Source organism: Thermogemmatispora sp. (assembly GCF_019683755.1).
In the GTDB taxonomy this organism is placed as follows: domain Bacteria; phylum Chloroflexota; class Ktedonobacteria; order Ktedonobacterales; family Ktedonobacteraceae; genus Thermogemmatispora.
On the sequence record NZ_JADGHT010000083.1, the window covers coordinates 1 to 15,595 of the forward strand.

General features: G+C 56.7%; 12 protein-coding genes. 7 read left to right on the forward strand and 5 right to left on the reverse strand.

Going from position 1 to position 15,595, the window contains the following annotated elements; genetic code table 11:
• Positions 1-192: 192 nt before the first annotated feature.
• From IRZ24_RS07885 to rlmD, 5 genes are all read left to right on the forward strand, one after another.
• Complete coding sequence (locus IRZ24_RS07885) at positions 193-753, forward strand: DUF4352 domain-containing protein (RefSeq protein WP_297162166.1); 561 nt, start codon at positions 193-195, stop codon at positions 751-753.
• 383 nt (positions 754-1,136) lie between these two features.
• Positions 1,137-1,919, forward strand: coding sequence for a sigma-70 family RNA polymerase sigma factor (locus IRZ24_RS07890; protein WP_297162168.1), 783 nt, complete (start codon positions 1,137-1,139; stop codon positions 1,917-1,919).
• Positions 1,900-2,466, forward strand: a complete 567-nt coding sequence (locus IRZ24_RS07895) for a hypothetical protein (protein ID WP_297162171.1) — start codon at positions 1,900-1,902, stop codon at positions 2,464-2,466. The genes IRZ24_RS07890 and IRZ24_RS07895 overlap by 20 nt, the downstream gene beginning before the upstream one ends.
• A 164-nt stretch (positions 2,467-2,630) precedes the next feature.
• A complete protein-coding gene (locus IRZ24_RS07900; RefSeq protein WP_297162174.1) occupies positions 2,631-3,626 on the forward strand; it encodes a polymer-forming cytoskeletal protein in 996 nt (331 codons plus the stop codon).
• 403 nt (positions 3,627-4,029) lie between these two features.
• A complete protein-coding gene (gene rlmD, locus IRZ24_RS07905) occupies positions 4,030-5,385 on the forward strand; it encodes a 23S rRNA (uracil(1939)-C(5))-methyltransferase RlmD (RefSeq protein WP_297162177.1) in 1,356 nt (451 codons plus the stop codon).
• 233 nt (positions 5,386-5,618) lie between these two features.
• Here rlmD and IRZ24_RS07910 read toward each other — a convergent pair whose 3' ends face one another.
• Together IRZ24_RS07910 and IRZ24_RS07915 are read right to left on the reverse strand one after the other, a co-directional pair.
• Positions 5,619-7,190, reverse strand: coding sequence for a PH domain-containing protein (locus IRZ24_RS07910; RefSeq protein ID WP_297162180.1), 1,572 nt, complete (start codon positions 7,188-7,190; stop codon positions 5,619-5,621).
• A gap of 142 nt (positions 7,191-7,332) precedes the next feature.
• The gene (locus IRZ24_RS07915; protein WP_297162183.1) at positions 7,333-7,866 is read right to left on the reverse strand and encodes a CvpA family protein; all 534 of its coding nucleotides are present in this window, start codon (positions 7,864-7,866) and stop codon (positions 7,333-7,335) included.
• A gap of 406 nt (positions 7,867-8,272) precedes the next feature.
• Between IRZ24_RS07915 and gyrA the strand changes: the two genes are divergently transcribed.
• Positions 8,273-10,837: a DNA gyrase subunit A gene (gene gyrA, locus IRZ24_RS07920; protein ID WP_297162186.1), complete on the forward strand. Its 2,565-nt coding sequence runs from the start codon at positions 8,273-8,275 to the stop codon at positions 10,835-10,837.
• A gap of 222 nt (positions 10,838-11,059) precedes the next feature.
• Here gyrA and IRZ24_RS07925 read toward each other — a convergent pair whose 3' ends face one another.
• Positions 11,060-11,452 (reverse strand): hypothetical protein, encoded by a 393-nt coding sequence (locus tag IRZ24_RS07925; RefSeq protein ID WP_297162188.1) that lies wholly within the window; start codon positions 11,450-11,452, stop codon positions 11,060-11,062.
• Positions 11,453-11,463: 11 nt separating this feature from the next.
• Positions 11,464-12,243 (reverse strand): glycosyltransferase family 2 protein, encoded by a 780-nt coding sequence (locus IRZ24_RS07930; protein ID WP_297162191.1) that lies wholly within the window; start codon positions 12,241-12,243, stop codon positions 11,464-11,466.
• Positions 12,244-12,877: 634 nt separating this feature from the next.
• Here IRZ24_RS07930 and hisS point away from each other — a divergent pair.
• A complete protein-coding gene (gene hisS / locus IRZ24_RS07935; RefSeq protein WP_297162194.1) occupies positions 12,878-14,185 on the forward strand; it encodes a histidine--tRNA ligase in 1,308 nt (435 codons plus the stop codon).
• A 202-nt stretch (positions 14,186-14,387) separates the two neighbouring features.
• Here the strand turns inward: hisS and IRZ24_RS07940 are convergent.
• On the reverse strand, positions 14,388-15,595 hold a 1,208-nt coding region (locus tag IRZ24_RS07940), incomplete at its 5' end, for a hypothetical protein (RefSeq protein WP_297162197.1).

Consider the following 15,595-nt stretch of genomic DNA (forward strand, 5'->3'; position numbering starts at 1 on the left):
GCTTTTAATGTAAAAAAGTGAGCATTGTCCTATTAAATAAGTACCCTGCCGCAGCTTGGCAGGCCATTGTAACACTCAACCCAAACGATAAAAATGACGGTGGTCAGCGTTGAGCAATCAGGAAGAGGAAGACGGTGCTCCTTCTCCTCACCCTTCCTTTGTCCATCTGAAAGAATGGAGGTTGATCGAAAGATGAAGCGCGTCCTGAGTGTGGTTGTAGGGGTGGGGCTTATCCTGATGGCCCTGTTGGCCTGCGGTGAGAGCGCAGGAAGCTCCTCGTCCAACACGGGCACGGCAGTTACTCCATCCTCGACGGCTAGCAGTAAGTCGAGCGGAGCTACAGCAACAAGCGCCCCAGCTACCCAGCACTTTAAGGTCGGTCAGGCGGTCAAGGTAGGCGACACCTGGCTTGTAACAGTGTTAGGTGTCAAAACAAGCGATGGCGACGAGTTCAGTCACCCTAAAGCCGGCGATACCTATCTGCTGATCGATGTCTCGCTGAAGAACCTCAGCAGCAGTGAGCAGGAGGTCTCTTCTATGGTGAATTTCACCTTGCGAGATAGCAGCGGCCAGCAGATGGATTTCGCTATCGTCACCTCGGCCCCTAAGTCACCCGATGGCAAGGTTGAGACCGGCGAGCAGATCCGCGGTACCCTCGCCTACGAGGTGCCTCGCTCAGAACACAAGTACACCCTGGCCTTCGTGAACGACCTCCTGGATAGCGGTCAAACTATCTGGGACATCACCATCTAGCCCTCTTTCTCTCTCCTCCTTGCCAGCTTACTCACACGGAATAAGCAGGTTCAGGGAAGTAACGGACGTCCTGTAGTCTCTTCGTCCTGTCTACAGGACGTCCTTTCACTTCTCCGAGAGGAGGCCCCCGTGTGGATATGGCTGAGTCTCTCACTAGAGGATTTTCCTGCTAGTGGTCCTTCTGAATTTCCTTGTCTGGCGGTTTGCAGGATTGAATCCCAGATAGTAGACTTGCCCCTTGTCAGGCCTCTGCTCTCGTGCTACACTTGCCAAAAGATTACAACTTTTTTAGTCACCGCTCGTATCTCGCTATAGAAGGACCTTCCAATCCATTTCTATATATAGATAAAGCAGTCAAAAAGGAAACGAGCGGATAGCTGAAGATGGATTCGACACTACGCGCATCAGGAACGCTGAGCCTTGGGCCAGCAGCCCAGCCAGCGCGCCATATACGTCGCAAGCGAGGTAGCCGGCCCGAGGAAAGCCCTGAGGCTATTTCGAGCCGGGGCCAGGCCCAAAGTGGACAGGGAGTGCTAGCAGGGGGGCAACTGCTGCACGAGCAGGTACGAGGGGCAGCCGTGGAGGCGATCAGCGATACGGCGCTGGTCGAGCTAGTGCTGGCAGGCGAGCAAGAAGCCTTCAGCGTTCTCGTCGAGCGCTACAAAGATGCAGTCTACAATCTGGCCTACCGCATGTTGGGCAATGTGACCGAAGCGGAGGATGTCACGCAGGAAGCCTTCGTGCGCGCCTACATGCAGCTAGCCAGCTATAAGCCAGCTCATAAGTTCAGCACTTGGCTGCTCTCCATTGCTTCTCACCTGGCGATTGACCAGTTCAGGCGACGGCGCTTCCTGGCAAAATCACTGGAGGAAGTGCCTTTTCTTGAATGGATCATCGACCTTGGTAGCAGCCCAGAGCAGTCCGCTCTAGAGGGTGAACAGCATGATGAGATCCAGCGCTACCTGCAGCGCCTCCCCGCTAAATATCGCGCGGTGATTGTCTTACGATACTGGTACGACCTTTCTTATGAGGAGATCGCCAGCGCGCTGAAGTTGACCCCCGCCCTAGTGAAGGCGCGTCTACACCGCGCACGCGAGTTGCTCGCTCGCTATATGCAGCAGGAAGATACAAAGGAGGGTGCGGTCAATGCGTTGCCGCGACGCTAGAGCATGGTTGACTGAGGAGCATAGCGAGAGCGAGGCAGAGACAGCCCGCCAGCGCTCCGAGGCGCTCGCCCACCTGGCTCGCTGCCCTTCATGCCAGCGCTATGAGCAGCAGCAGCAACGCCTGGAACAGATGCTGCATGAGAGCTTCTCGCCCGTCTCCTGCAGCATCTCGACTGAGCAGATCATGCAGGCCATCTACCTGCGCCAACGCACAACGCGCCAGCTTGAAGAACTGCATCAACAGCAACGTACCCGCCTGGCCCGTATTCGTACCTTAAGCTCTTTATTCATGACCTTCCTATTTATCTTGACTGCTGGCATTCCTTTATTGCTATTCATGCTTTTCTTTAATCAACCAGAACTTCTGGTCAAAACTCTGATAGTACTGAGCGATACTGTTGACGTCTTTCTGGTGGTGCTCACCTATCTGCGCCTTGGCTTGAGCGTTGTCTCACAAGATAACCTGCTATTGACTGCGCTAGCCTTTCTCCTTTTGTTACTCGCTGCCATATGGCTGCGCCTCATGCGTGTACCGCAGGAGGCATAGTAAGTCGTAGTAAAGAAGGCTTGACGAAAAGGCGTAAGGCCAAACAGATGGCCCTGCCAGGCTCGCTCGGCCTGGCAGGCAGACTGGCTGACTGACGCCTAACCCGCAGCCGGTCCGACCCAGACGCCGGCTGCCCATACCGAGAGCGAGGGGATCGGGAGCCGATGCATAAACCTATGTGGAAACGACAGCCGTGGCTCTGGTTTGCGAGGGCCGGCTGTGTGGGGTTGGTGATGTGCTGTCTCTTACTGCTCTTTCCCACAGGAGCACTCTTCCCCAAGGAGGCCCTCGCTGCGCCTGCTCTGGGTCCCCAGCAAGAGTTCCCAGGAGGAGGTGATCAGTGCCTCAGACACGGGCCGTTCATCGGTGGCAATCTTGTGGTTGCTAGCAATCAAGTGCTCTGCAGCGATCTTATCTCTTTCGGCGGCACAGTGGCCATTAATGGCACGGTGAATGGTAATGTGGTGGTCTTTAACGGTAATGTGATTATCGAGGGCACAGTGAACGGGGATGTCAACCTTTACGGTGGCATGGTCACTTTGCAGAGTGGCTCTCATGTCCACGGCGATATTCATCTCTATAATGCTCGCTGGGCACGTGAGCGTAATGCCCAGCTCGATGGGGCCCTCGTCGACCGCTCTCAGCGCTTGGTCTGGCCCTTCACTAGCCCCCTGAGCTTTAGCTTCCCTTCCCTTTCCTTACTGATCTGGGTTGGGTTGGGACTGCTACTTACCTGGTTACTTCCTGAGCATTTGATGCTAGTCCGTACCACGCTGCAGACCAGCGCCGGGCGCAGTCTGCTTATCGGTTTGCTCAGCTCGATTCTCGCCCCCGCCCTGATCTTGCTGCTGAGTACTCTGATCATCACTATTCCACTCGCTATTATAGTGGCTGTAGGATTGGTTGCAGGGTGGGCATTGGGCACGGTGGCCCTCGGGCTGTTCATCGGTGAACGACTCTTACACACGTCCGCTCCCCAGCGGCACGCTCGCTTTCTCCAGGTGACCGTTGGACTGTTTATCTTGACACTGGCCAGCTCCCTCCCTATCATCGGCTGGCTGGTTAGCCTGGGAACGGGCCTGCTCGGCCTGGGCGCTGCGCTCCTGAGTCGCTTTGGCACTCGGCTCTATGGTTTGCCCAGGTATCCACTCATGCTCTAGATTGCGAGCAGCCAGCCACTTCTTTGCTTGACTTGCCTTGGCCGTTTCTTATGAGGCTGACCACTTATTTGCGCGCCTGGGAGGAAGAGGGATGTGTTGCTGAGACTAACTAACTAACTAACCATCGCCTGACTGTGCGACATCCGTTATAATAGGGGCGTATTACTGATTGGGCCCGTCGCTTGCGGGCCCCCCCTTCCTAAGTCCAGAAGAGGGGGTACGTACGGCCCCTCCTTCTTCACCCCTGCTGTTGCACAACAGTGTAGGTTTGTTACAATGTTGGAAAGATGGGACGGCACAATCGATGCGCTCGTAGGGCCTGCCCCCGCAGTTAGGTATGTAACCCATCAGAATCTTTGCAGGGACGCAAGCCTCTAGAGTGCAGGTGGCCGCCGAGGTGATTATGAGCATCGATGTTGAATTGACAGACCTTGCCTATGGAGGCGACGCCGTAGGACGTTACGAGGGACGGGTCCTTTTTGTACCCGGTGGCATTCCCGGCGAACGCGTTCGCGTGGAAATTGTCGAAGAACGCCGCGGACATGCGCGAGCGGCGCTGCTGGAAGTTTTGCGCCCAGCGCCAGAGCGGGTGGAGCCACGCTATCCTCAGCTGACCGATTGTGGCTGCCAATGGCAGCATATCGCCTATCCCGCACAGCTCACCTGGAAGGCGCATATTGTTCGCCAGTTGCTGGTACGCATCGGCAAGCAGCCCGATGCCGTGGTCCATCCAACGATCGGTATGCCCCCCGGCGTTTCGCCCTGGCACTACCGTAATATCGCTCAGTTTTCGACCGGTCCTAATTGTGAGATCGGTTTCCAGCTGACTGACAGCCATGACGTCCAGGACTTGGAGGACTGTCCGCTGCTCCATCCTGCGCTGGATATGGTCTATCAGCGCGTGCGCGCCAAGTTGCTGAAGTACTTTGGGGATGCGCTAGGCCAGATGATCCAGAAGTTCACGATTCGCGGCGCCGTCGGCACTGTCAGCCCCGCTGGCGGCACCGGCGAGACGGCCAGGGCCGTGCCTACGTTGCTGACAATTCAGGCCCGCCCCGGCTCGATCATCGAGGCGCCACAACAGCTAGCCCATGAGCTGATTACAATCGCCCCCGGCATCGTCGGGGTCATTATCGAGCGCGTTGGCGGACGCTTCGGTCGCGTGGTGGTGGGTCAGGAGTTCCTCACCGATATGGTCCTCGGTAAGCGCTTCCGCGTCTCCGCCGATTCGTTCTTCCAGGTGAATATTACTCAGGCTGCAACTTTGATCGAGCGCACTCTCGCAATGCTGGAGCCGCGACGCAGTGATGTGGTGCTGGATGGCTATAGCGGCGTGGGCCTCTTCTCGGCTTTCCTGGCTAACCATGCCGCTCGCGTCATCGCCATCGAGTCGCAACCCAGCGCCGTGACCGATGCACGTGCTAATGCCTTGCTCAATAACCAGAGTAATATCACAACGATAGAGGGCACGCTGGAACGCTTGCTTGGACAGCTCCACTATCGGCGCGAGCGTATCGATCTGGCCGTGATCGACCCACCACGCGCCGGCTGCCATCCAAAGGCACTTCAGGGCCTGCTAGCTCTGGCTCCGCGGGCAATCTGTTATGTGTCGTGCGATCCCAGTACGCTGGCGCGCGATATCGCAACGCTCTGCGCCGGCGATCGCTATCGCTTGATCGCCGCTCAACCAATTGATATGTTCCCCCAAACTTACCATATCGAGTGCGTCGCCCTACTTGTCCGCGGGAACATGCGCTGAGCTTGAGCTGCCCGTTTGGAAAGGGCACTCTTTTCTAAGCATCTGACTCTTTTTTGTCGTTCTCTGTTCTTGTATAACAAGAGCGCTGAACCGGTCAGCCAGCACCCTTCCTTTCCCGGGGAAGAGCTGCTATCGGTCCGGCGCTCACTTGCTTTCTTGCCTTGATCAAGCGGGAGGCCAGCCGCTCCCCTCTCAACGATCGGCACAACCATCCTCGGTCATGCCAGGCGCGCTTAAGGCCGCCTGCTCAGATAGACCTGGATTTCGCCACCCTGGCTGATCACTGTACCAGGTGGGGGATTCTGACGTACGACCAGTCCAGGGGGCAGGTCGGGATAAGAGGCATCTTCACCCACAGCCACAACGCGCAGGCCGAATTCACTCGCCCGCTCGACCGCCGACCAATAGTCTAAGCGCTGCAGGTTGGGCGTGCCATAATTGAGCCATTTCCCTTCTAGAGTGGCCAGGACCGTTGCAAACCAGGTCTGCAGTTCCTTTTTGCTGGCATTCTCTTTGGAAATAGCATCTACCCGATCCTTGTAGCCTTTAATCGAGTAAATCTTATCCTGAATCAGGAAAGGATGATCCACAGTAGCCAGAACAATGTCGGCACTGGAACCAGGGGTCTCGATGTAGACGTTGCCGATATCAAGCAGCCGTTCAATGACACTGGAGACCGTTACCTTGACATCCCGAATGTTCTTGTACTCGGTCTCGACCCGCGCCTCATAGAGGAAAATCAGACGGCGCTGGATGTCAATGATGCGGCGGTTCGTTAAAATGTAGACATCGTCGACATAGTTGATGTAAATCAGGCCCATGATGAGCAGGAGCACTACTTCAATCAAGGCAACCAGGTACCAGGTGGCGGGGAGAAGCTGCGAGATCCGTATTGCCAGCAGAGGCATCCCAACAAAGAAGAAAAGGGGCAGGGCCAGATTGCGATAGAGGACATAGCGCGAGCGCTGGATGTACTCAACGGTGAATTCTCCCGAGGAATACTGCACGTCGCAGGGAATGCGGAGAGGACCGCCAAAGGTACGTCGGGGACCACGCACGCGGTCGGGATGGCGCAGTGGATAGCGTTCATCGGCATCCTGGAGCTTGGGGATCTCTTTGCCTTTGGCAAGCTGCTCCAAGACACGGGTCAGATCTTGATCGCGGGGAGCAAGCGGCTTCTCTTCAGGCTGCTTATTAGCTTTCACCTCAGCGGTTAGCCCCTCAATGGCATCCTTGACTCTACGCGGGGCTGGCACGTCTTTCATGATGAAATCGCCGCCGGTGAGATAGAGATGCACATTGCCATAGGAGAGCAAGAGGCTGACCAGGCTATCTTGATCGATGCCAACCTGGTTGACCTTATTGATCTCGATCTGCTGGCGCACCGGCTGGAGAACGCCCCGCGAGCTGATGATCCGCTTATTGGTAATGATGTAGGTCTCTAACCACCAGGCAAGGAAGTCTTTCCAGAGAAACCAGCCAAAGGCAGCCAGGGCTAACAGCGTGATAATCACCTCTAGGGCAAGCCACAGCCCCCCCAAAGCCGGCTGACGGGTGCTGGCCCAGATCACCAGTAATAAAGCCAGGACCAGCCCGATAGTGGGCATGGCTGGCCGCAGTAGAAAGATTTTGTGCTTGCGAACCACAAGCCGGACAACCTCATCCGGTTGCTGGCCAGGGAAGTGCCAGCGCTTGTCACGTCCCCATCGGAATTGACGAATGTTCCAGCGTGCTCGCCCTGAGCGCCAAGGATCATCTTTTTCCTGCTCCTCGGCAGCAATGGTTTTGGCGTCTTTCTTGCTCATCGCTCACTCACCTCGGCTGCGCACCAGACGACTAGCCAGGCCCCTCAATGGGTTGTCTTCACCTGGCTTCGCTCAGCCATCTCCACCTCTCTTCTCACTTACTTACTCAGTTACGACCCCCTTCTCGTCATGACACCTTCTGCTACTTCTTCTTTCCTGCACTGGCCGAGACCAGCCGGATGACAACCACGATGGCGACGATAATAAAGAGTCCGAGCGCGTAGTAACCCAGATGGTACTGATCCAGGAGAATGAAGCCCTGACCTAGCATCACGGTCTGGGTCTGAGGAAAGACAAGAGTGGTGAGATAGAAGACTGCCACGCAGCCGGTGATGAAGGCCGGGCCAAGGCCCAGAACGCGATCCTGCGGTGCACTCGGCTTGGGGAAGAGGCGATTGCCCAGGAGATAGCCGGCTGCAATAATGCCTGCTAAGCAGAGGATCGTGACAATCGTCACCGCCCGCGATGAGGGGCTGATGCTGGGCTGATCAACAAAGAGCTGCGTCAGAAACTCTGTCAGCCCTCGCCCCACATTCAAGATGAGAAAGAGCACCGCTCCCAGCACAAAGGGCAGTAGGAACAGCTCACGGCGCCATCCTCGACGGTAGCCAAGCCACATAAAGACCGGCACCAGCAGGATGAATAAGGCTGTCTGAAGAGTGAGATGCCATTCCATTGTTTACTTACCCTTCTCCCTCTAATGGCATCAGCCGTAGCCTGATTGCTAGCAGCACTGCAGTCCCCCTGAGCACTGTCAGTCCAGGGCGCTGACCTTACAGCGCTATACAAGCCTCTTTTAATCCCGCTCTAGCATCTATCATACCACATGTCAGCTATGAAATATAGCACTGGACAGGCGAAAACTCGCGGGTTTTTCGGCTCTCGATAGGGAAGTTCTGGCACCCATTCGCAATTTTCTCTCAGATGTGCTATACTATAAGAAAATGTGAGTTTGAGAGGGGCCACGCTCAGGCCAAGCAGGCCGGACGATCGCTCCATCTCCACCATTTCGCTCCCATCCGACGCAGCTAGCAGCGATCAAGAGCTGGCAGTGATCTTTCTTTTTGTTTGAGGATTCTTGCATGATGGAAGAAGTAGGCAATGTGAAAACTGTCGATATCGTTGAGCAAATGACGGTCGCCTATCTGAACTACTCCATGAGCGTCATCGTCAGCCGCGCGCTGCCGGATGTGCGCGATGGCCTCAAGCCGGTGCATCGCCGTATTCTTTACGCTATGGAGCAGATGGGTCTACAAGCCAATAAACCCTTTCGGAAATGCGCCGGCACCGTCGGCGAGGTGCTCAAGCTTTACCACCCGCATGGCGACGTTGCCGTCTACGATACACTGGTGCGCATGGCTCAGCCCTGGTCGATGCGCTATCCACTGATTCTCGGGCAGGGCAATTTCGGTTCTCAGGATGATGATCCACCGGCGGCCATGCGCTATACCGAGGCTAAGATGGCCCCCATTGCCGATGAGATGCTGCGCGATATCGACAAAGACACCGTCGATTTCGTGCCCAACTACGATAACCAGACGAAGGAGCCGACCGTCCTGCCGGCGCGTCTGCCCAACCTGCTCGTCAATGGTTCGGCAGGCATTGCTGTCGGTATGGCGACCAACATTCCCCCCCACAATCTCGTTGAGGTCTGTAACGGCATTATCTACCTGATCGATCATCCCGACGCCACTACGGAAGACCTTTCGCGCATCATTCTCGGTCCTGATTTTCCCACTGGCGGTATCATCCAGGGCCGCGAGGGCATTCGCAACATGTATGCTAACGGGCGGGGGCGCATTATCGTGCGCGCTCGCACCCACATTGAGGAAAATGAGCGCGGGCGCGCCAGCATTGTGGTGACCGAGCTTCCCTATCAGGTGAACAAAGCTGAGCTTGTCAAGAAGATCGCCGAGCTGGCACGCGACAAGAAAATCGACGGCATCGCCGAGGTGCGCGACGAATCCGACCGCCGCGGTATGCGCATGGTCATTGAGCTGAAGCGCGACGCCAACCCGACTAGCGTTCTCAACTCTCTTTATAAGTATACTGCGATGCAAAGCGCTTTCAACGCCAATATGCTGGCACTGGTCGATCGTCAGCCGCGTATTCTGACGCTGAAAGGGTTCTTGCAGCACTATATCAGTCACCGTGAGCAGGTGATTACGCGGCGCACTCGCTACGAGCTGGCGCGCGCTGAGGCTCGCAAACATATTCTCGAAGGCTTCCGTAAGGCCTTTGAGCATCTCGATGCCATTCTGCAGACCATTCGCCAGTCGCAGGGAACGGAGGCTGAGCTTAATCGCACGCTCCAAGAACGGTTTGGCTTCTCGGAGGCTCAGGCCAGCGCTATCCTCGATATGCGCCTGGCCCGTCTGGCGGCCCTCGAACGCCAGCAAGTCGAAGAAGAGCTACGCACCGTCCAGCAGCATATCGATTATTATAATCTGGTGCTGAGCGATATTAATGAGGTACGTAAGCTGATTAAAGCCGATCTGGAGGAATTGAAGGAGAAGTATGGCGATCCGCGCCGCACTGATATTCGCGAGGGAGAAGCCGGCGATTTCACGGAAGAGGACCTTATCCCGAATGAAGAAGTGGTAGTAACGCTGACGGAGAAGGGCTATATTAAGCGCCTTCCTTCCAGTACCTATCGCGCTCAGCGTCGCGGAGGCAAAGGGGTCACCGGCATGGTCACGCGCGAGGACGATGCCGTTCGCCACTTGCTGGTGGCTCACGCTCACGACAGCTTGCTCTTCTTTACAGATCGGGGCCGCGTCTATCAGCTCCGCGTTTATGAGCTGCCCGATGTCAGTCGGACGGCCCGCGGCGAGCACCTGATTAATCTGATCGCCCTTGATCAGCAGGAGCGCGTGACAGCGATTGTGGCTGTTCCCAAAGGGGTCAGCCGCGATTATATGATTGTGGCCACGCGTAAGGGTGAGGTGAAGAAGACAGCGATGAGCGAGTTTGAGAGTGTGCGTCGCCAGGGCCTGATCGCCATGAATCTGGAGGAGGATGATCGCCTGATTGGAGCTAAGCTCGCGCGCTCCGACGATCATGTTCTGTTAATTACTGCTCACGGAAAGGCGATCCGCTTTACGGTGGAGGAGTTGCGCGCCGCCTCACGCATGAGTGGCGGTGTGCGCGGTATCCGGCTCGAAGAGGGCGATAGCGTGGTCTCGCTCAATCTAACTCCTCGTAATAGCGAGCTGTTGGTGGTCACGGAGCGTGGCTATGGTAAGCGTACCCCCATCGAGGAGTATCCGGTACAGAGCCGCGGTGGTAGCGGCGTGATCACGGCCAAAGTGACGGAAAAGACCGGCCCCGTGGCAACTGCCCGTATCATTACGGATCTCGATAATGACTTGATGATCATTACCGCTGGCGGCGTGGTGATTCGTACCGAGATCAGCAACGTTTCGCGCCTGGGCCGTGCAACCCAGGGTACTCGCCTGATGACTATTGCTGAGGGTGACAGTGTTGTAGCAGTGGCAACGACGAATGGGAAACGCCAGGGTGAACGCGAGGAGAACCCCCTCAGCAAAGAGGATCTGCAGACATCGACGGCGGAGGAGGAATTGCCAGCCATTGATGATGAGGGAGAGTCCTCCCTTTCCAAGGGCTTTGCTCCCGAGCAGGAGTAGCTAGTCGGCTTGAGCAGTGCTGAAGGACGTGACCTGGGGTGGGCCTGGCCTGGCTCAGGTTGGCCTGCAGGCCAGCCTGCTGCCAGAGCTGGCCCACCCACTTTTTTGCTGTTGTGGCTAGTGTGTGTGGCTGGCCCTCTGTTGCACTATGCACCGTCTTAGTGGACTGACTCTTGTCTCTTTTCTAGCACCTCTTTACTCCTATGGAGTTTTTCTCTCCTTTTACAGCTCAGCCTGCTCATTGAAGAGTCGCGCCAGTTCGTGAGGCGATGGCAGCGGTTGACCAGCACGGATGCGCTGAGCTGCGAGTCGATCTTGATGAGCACTCTGGCGTACCAATGGGAAAGAGCGGCGGAATTGGCGCGCAAAGCTGGCAGCCTTCTGCTCAGAAAGAGAGGCTCGCCGCTCATAGGCATAGGCTAGCAGCTCTCGCTTGAGATCATCCTCAGCTTCCACAAGCAGTAAGAAGGCAAGGACAAAGTCCGGCTTGCCTCGTTCAGCATAGGAACGCGCATATTCCAGGCCATCCGCTCCTTCTGCTAAGCGCTGCCGGGCCTGAGCAGTAAAGACCTCCTTCAGTGCAGGTGCATACAGCTCGGCAAAGGTCGCACTCATTATGTTCTCCCTCACTCGTGCAGAGCAGCTCGATAGGCCTGCCTCTGACGACGCTCCTCCTGTCGCCACTTCCAGGCGTAATAGATAAGCTCGCGAAAGGCTCGTGCAATGACGTCCGGTCTGGCACCTGTCGCTCGCCCCCCTTTGCGAGGGAGATGACGCACACCCACCTCGGTATAGGTATAGCCCGCGCGCGTGAACTTATAGAGAATCTCCGTGTTGATCATTGCCCCCCGCGTCTCCAGTTTGTGCTCGCGAAAGAACTGGGACCGGTAGAGCTTGAAGGCGCAGTCAATGTCACGCACACGCAAGCCAAAGACCAGACGCACGAGCCATTTCCAGCCCCAAGCATTGAGCTTGCGCATCCAGGTGTCCCGGCGCTTGATCCGGTAGCCGAGGACTGCGTCGAAGCGCTCGATAAGAGGGAAAAATCGCTCGATATCGCGGATGTCGAACTGGCCGTCTGAGTCCATGAAAAAGGCCAGATCTTTACTTGCTGCCTCAAAACCACTAACCAGGGCCGCCCCGTAGCCGCGATTGACCGGATGGTTGATGAGTCGAATGCGTGGATCGCTGGCAGCCAGCGCCTCCACAATGGCCCTGGTGTTGTCTTTGCTGCCGTCGTTGACTACCACGACCTCAAAGTCCTGCACCCAGGGGGTCAGAGTTTCGAGTACATTCTGCAGTGTACCGGCAATGGCTGCCTCTTCATTATGGGCAGGCAGAATGACCGAAAGGCTGTACTTTGTCTTTACTCCTGTCTCAATGGTTTTTGACTGCAATTCGCTCATAGCTCCCTGTTACTTGCCGTACGGCGGTTGAGATGAAGAAGAACCGGGCATTTCTTCTGGCTCGCACGGCCCAACGGAGATGTCAGTAGCATCCTTGCTCACGTGCAGACCTTGACCATTCTGGCCCATGCATAGCCGGATGCCTGATGCCGACTGCCGGCGGAGACGTGTGCAGGACCTACCATCCTGTTGCCTATGGGGAGGCCCTTTGGCATTCCAGCAAGCCTGATGGCAGCTATAGAACGAGCCAGTTTCTCAGTTGTGTAATACCATTTCCCCGCCAGAATGTCTAGTGGCCGGAGCGATCAGGTCCTCAGAAGAGAGGCCGCCCTGCTACTGTGGCGCTTGGTCCTCATTCGCTATCCGCTTCATGCAAGCTCACACCTGCTAGAGATGGGTCTTTCCTCAGCTGGCCATGTGTGTAACGTCTGCTTTAGCTCAAGAGTAACAGTCTCACAGGTTAGGAACAGATTGGTGAGCCACTCTTCCCGGTCCCTTTGGCCTGCTTCCTTCTCCACGGCAGTTCCTGGCTTCCTGGCTCCCTGGCTTCCTGGCTTCCTGGCTCCGGCCTCTGGACATCATCTGCTATAATAGGCTGTGCATTTCCGATCTGGAGGCGCGAGAGAACCACCCTATGTCAGCACAGCAGTACCGAGCCTTGCAGGGCTTCCGCGATATTTTGCCCGATGAGCAGCCTTACTGGCGCTTCGTCGAGCAAACCGCTGCAGCCGTGGCCGAGTTGTACGGCTATCGCCGTATCGAAACACCGATTCTCGAGGAAACTGGGGTTTTTCTGAAGACTTCTGGCGAAACTTCGGATGTGGTTGAGCACCAGATGTACACATTCGAGGATCGTCCCGGGAAAGAGGGCCGGGGCCAGAGCCTGACGCTGCGTCCTGAAGGAACAGCCGGTGTGGTGCGGGCCTATTTGGAACATGGGATGTTCAAGCTTCCTCAGCCTGTGAAGCTCTACTACCTCAGCGAGCCAATGTTTCGCCATGAGCGGCCTCAGGCTGGCCGTTATCGCCAGCACCATCAGTTTGGCTGCGAGGCTCTTGGTGAGAGTGACCCCGCTATCGACGCTGAGCTGATCGCTTTGCTCTACCAGGTCTATAGGCAGCTCGGTCTGCAAGGCATCCGCGTTCAGCTCAATAGTATTGGTGACTCGGTCTGCCGTCCGCGTTATGTGGAGGCCCTGCGCGCTTACTATCGCCCTTTACTTGACCAGTGCTGCCATAACTGTCAGTCTCGTTTCCACAAGAACCCCCTGCGACTGCTGGATTGCAAGGAGCCTCAAGATCAGGCCAAGATCGCTTCTGCTCCTCACAGCGTTGATTACCTCTGCGAGGCCTGCCACGAGCATTTCGAGCGCGTGCAGCGCTTCTTACACCTTTACGAGGTGCCTTTCGAGCTGAACCCGTTGCTTGTACGTGGCCTAGATTATTATACGCGCACGGTCTTCGAATTCAGTTCTGAAATGGACAAGACAGCCCTCAATGGAGGCGGACGCTACGACGGATTGGCGGAGCTTTTGGGTGGCCCTCCCACACCTGGCATTGGCTTCGGTATGGGCATCGAGCGCGTGATTCTTGAGTTGAAGCGTCAGGGGATTGTCCCTCCTCCCCCTGAGAGGCCGCGGGTTTTTGTTGTCTATATGGGCAAGGAGCTGGCGCTAAAAGAGGCAGCGGTACGTCTCCTGGCTGAGTTGCGGCACGCTGGTATTAAGGCGGAAATGAGCTATGGCGACCGCAGCCCCAGGGCACAGATGAAGCAGGCCAATGCTTCGGGTGCTGGCTACGCCTTGATTATGGGAGAGGAAGAGCTGGCCAGGGAGAGTGTGACCGTGCGCGCCCTGCGCGCCGAAGACGCCGAGGGAGAAGCACGCCAGGTCAGCATTCCTCGCGCCGAGGTCCTGCGCTATCTCGAGCATCTTCAGGGTTGAAGCAGGCAAGGAGCAGGGCGATAAGAGCGCGCCGCGCCTCGTCGTCAGATCACTATCCCGCTTCATGATCCTCTCTCCTTAGTAGGAGAGAGGAGGTCTGCTTTTTGCTCCTTGCCTGATTGTCAACTAGCTTCCTTTGTAGTGGCAGCGAAGAGCTTCCAGGCGTGAGCCATTCTTTAGCAGTTGTTCACAAGCCTTGCGCTTAACTGGCTAGAATGCTGCGATAGTTGGCTGGAAGCTGGCAGCCGCGGTAGAGAGCCCCGAGCAGGGCTGGCTGCGTCTCAACCTCGACAGCTCCCCGTGGGCAACTGAGTGTCAGAGTGCGTGCACCCATGCCCAGATCCTGCCTCAAAGGTTTGGGGTGTCCGCTGACATCTACTACGCCAATTGGCCATAGCTGGCCATCGATGACAAAGTCCTGCCCGCTGAAGTAAAAGAAAGGCACGCGGTAGCTCATGGCAGTGCGTACATCGGTAATCAATGACAGAATATGAGCGATGGCGATTTCGGTCGGGTTGTAGACATTGAGGCCGCAGCCCTGGAAACAACCAGTACCCTCGACCACCCAGATGTGTTCTCCCAGTTTGCCACTGTTGAGATCAAGGCCGAACTGCTGCGCCCAGAAGGCCAATAGCCCATACAGGTTGTTCACGTAATCGCCTGGGTAGCCATTATGCCAGCTATCGATGAGGCCCAGGGTCTGCGTGCGCCAGTTCCAGTGACCGCCTGGATGGACCAGGGTATTCATGGCGGTCTGCATCTCATTGAGATAGGCAACTCGCACCATGAGTTTGCTGTAGTCATCAGGCACCACAAGAGGATCTATCGATCCAAGAATGACCTTGGCGCCAGGATCATAGGTATGCACCGCCTGTGCACAGAGATCGTAGAAGCGCGCAAAGCGCTCGGGAGTCACATAGGTCGTCCAAGCGTCCAGCTTCATCTGCTCATTACCGCATTGCACCGCATCGGCGCCGGCAGAAGCAGCATCCTGGATAATGTTGGGGTCATAGAGGCGTGGTGGTCCTGCGCTTGGCTGACAGAGCGTCAGTAAGACATGAAAGCCTGCAGCATGCATGCTGGCAATGGCCTGCCTTAGAGCACTGCCCTGCAGGCCAGCAGCGCCACAGCTATGGGCCCCGAGACGAACCCAGCTAATGCCACCTGCTGCTGCCGCGGTGCGGCCCTCAACGCCAAGAATGGTGGCAGGATCACGGGTCGGCAAAGGGGTTGGAGTCGGCGTCGGTGTCGGCGTAAAGGTGGGAGTCGGCGAGGGGCTTGGGGTCGGCGTCGGCTGTTGAGCAACCGGCACCGGGGTCGGTGTGGCATCCTGGCCCTCTATCCCCGCCAACGCTACTCGATAGGCCAGAGCCGTCAGGGCTACGCTGCTCAGTATGATCGCTACGATAA

Excerpts from the sequence above, each read along its gene's own strand:
- hisS (WP_297162194.1), top strand. The coding sequence starts at position 12,878 with ATGTCAGCACAGCAGTACCGAGCCTTGCAGGGCTTCCGCGATATTTTG.
- IRZ24_RS07895 (WP_297162171.1), top strand. The coding sequence starts at position 1,900 with ATGCGTTGCCGCGACGCTAGAGCATGGTTGACTGAGGAGCATAGCGAG.
- IRZ24_RS07915 (WP_297162183.1), bottom strand. The coding sequence starts at position 7,866 with ATGGAATGGCATCTCACTCTTCAGACAGCCTTATTCATCCTGCTGGTG.
- gyrA (WP_297162186.1), top strand. The coding sequence starts at position 8,273 with ATGATGGAAGAAGTAGGCAATGTGAAAACTGTCGATATCGTTGAGCAA.
- rlmD (WP_297162177.1), top strand. The coding sequence starts at position 4,030 with ATGAGCATCGATGTTGAATTGACAGACCTTGCCTATGGAGGCGACGCC.
- IRZ24_RS07890 (WP_297162168.1), top strand. The coding sequence starts at position 1,137 with ATGGATTCGACACTACGCGCATCAGGAACGCTGAGCCTTGGGCCAGCA.
- IRZ24_RS07910 (WP_297162180.1), bottom strand. The coding sequence starts at position 7,190 with ATGAGCAAGAAAGACGCCAAAACCATTGCTGCCGAGGAGCAGGAAAAA.
- IRZ24_RS07925 (WP_297162188.1), bottom strand. The coding sequence starts at position 11,452 with ATGAGTGCGACCTTTGCCGAGCTGTATGCACCTGCACTGAAGGAGGTC.
- IRZ24_RS07900 (WP_297162174.1), top strand. The coding sequence starts at position 2,631 with ATGCATAAACCTATGTGGAAACGACAGCCGTGGCTCTGGTTTGCGAGG.
- IRZ24_RS07885 (WP_297162166.1), top strand. The coding sequence starts at position 193 with ATGAAGCGCGTCCTGAGTGTGGTTGTAGGGGTGGGGCTTATCCTGATG.
- IRZ24_RS07930 (WP_297162191.1), bottom strand. The coding sequence starts at position 12,243 with ATGAGCGAATTGCAGTCAAAAACCATTGAGACAGGAGTAAAGACAAAG.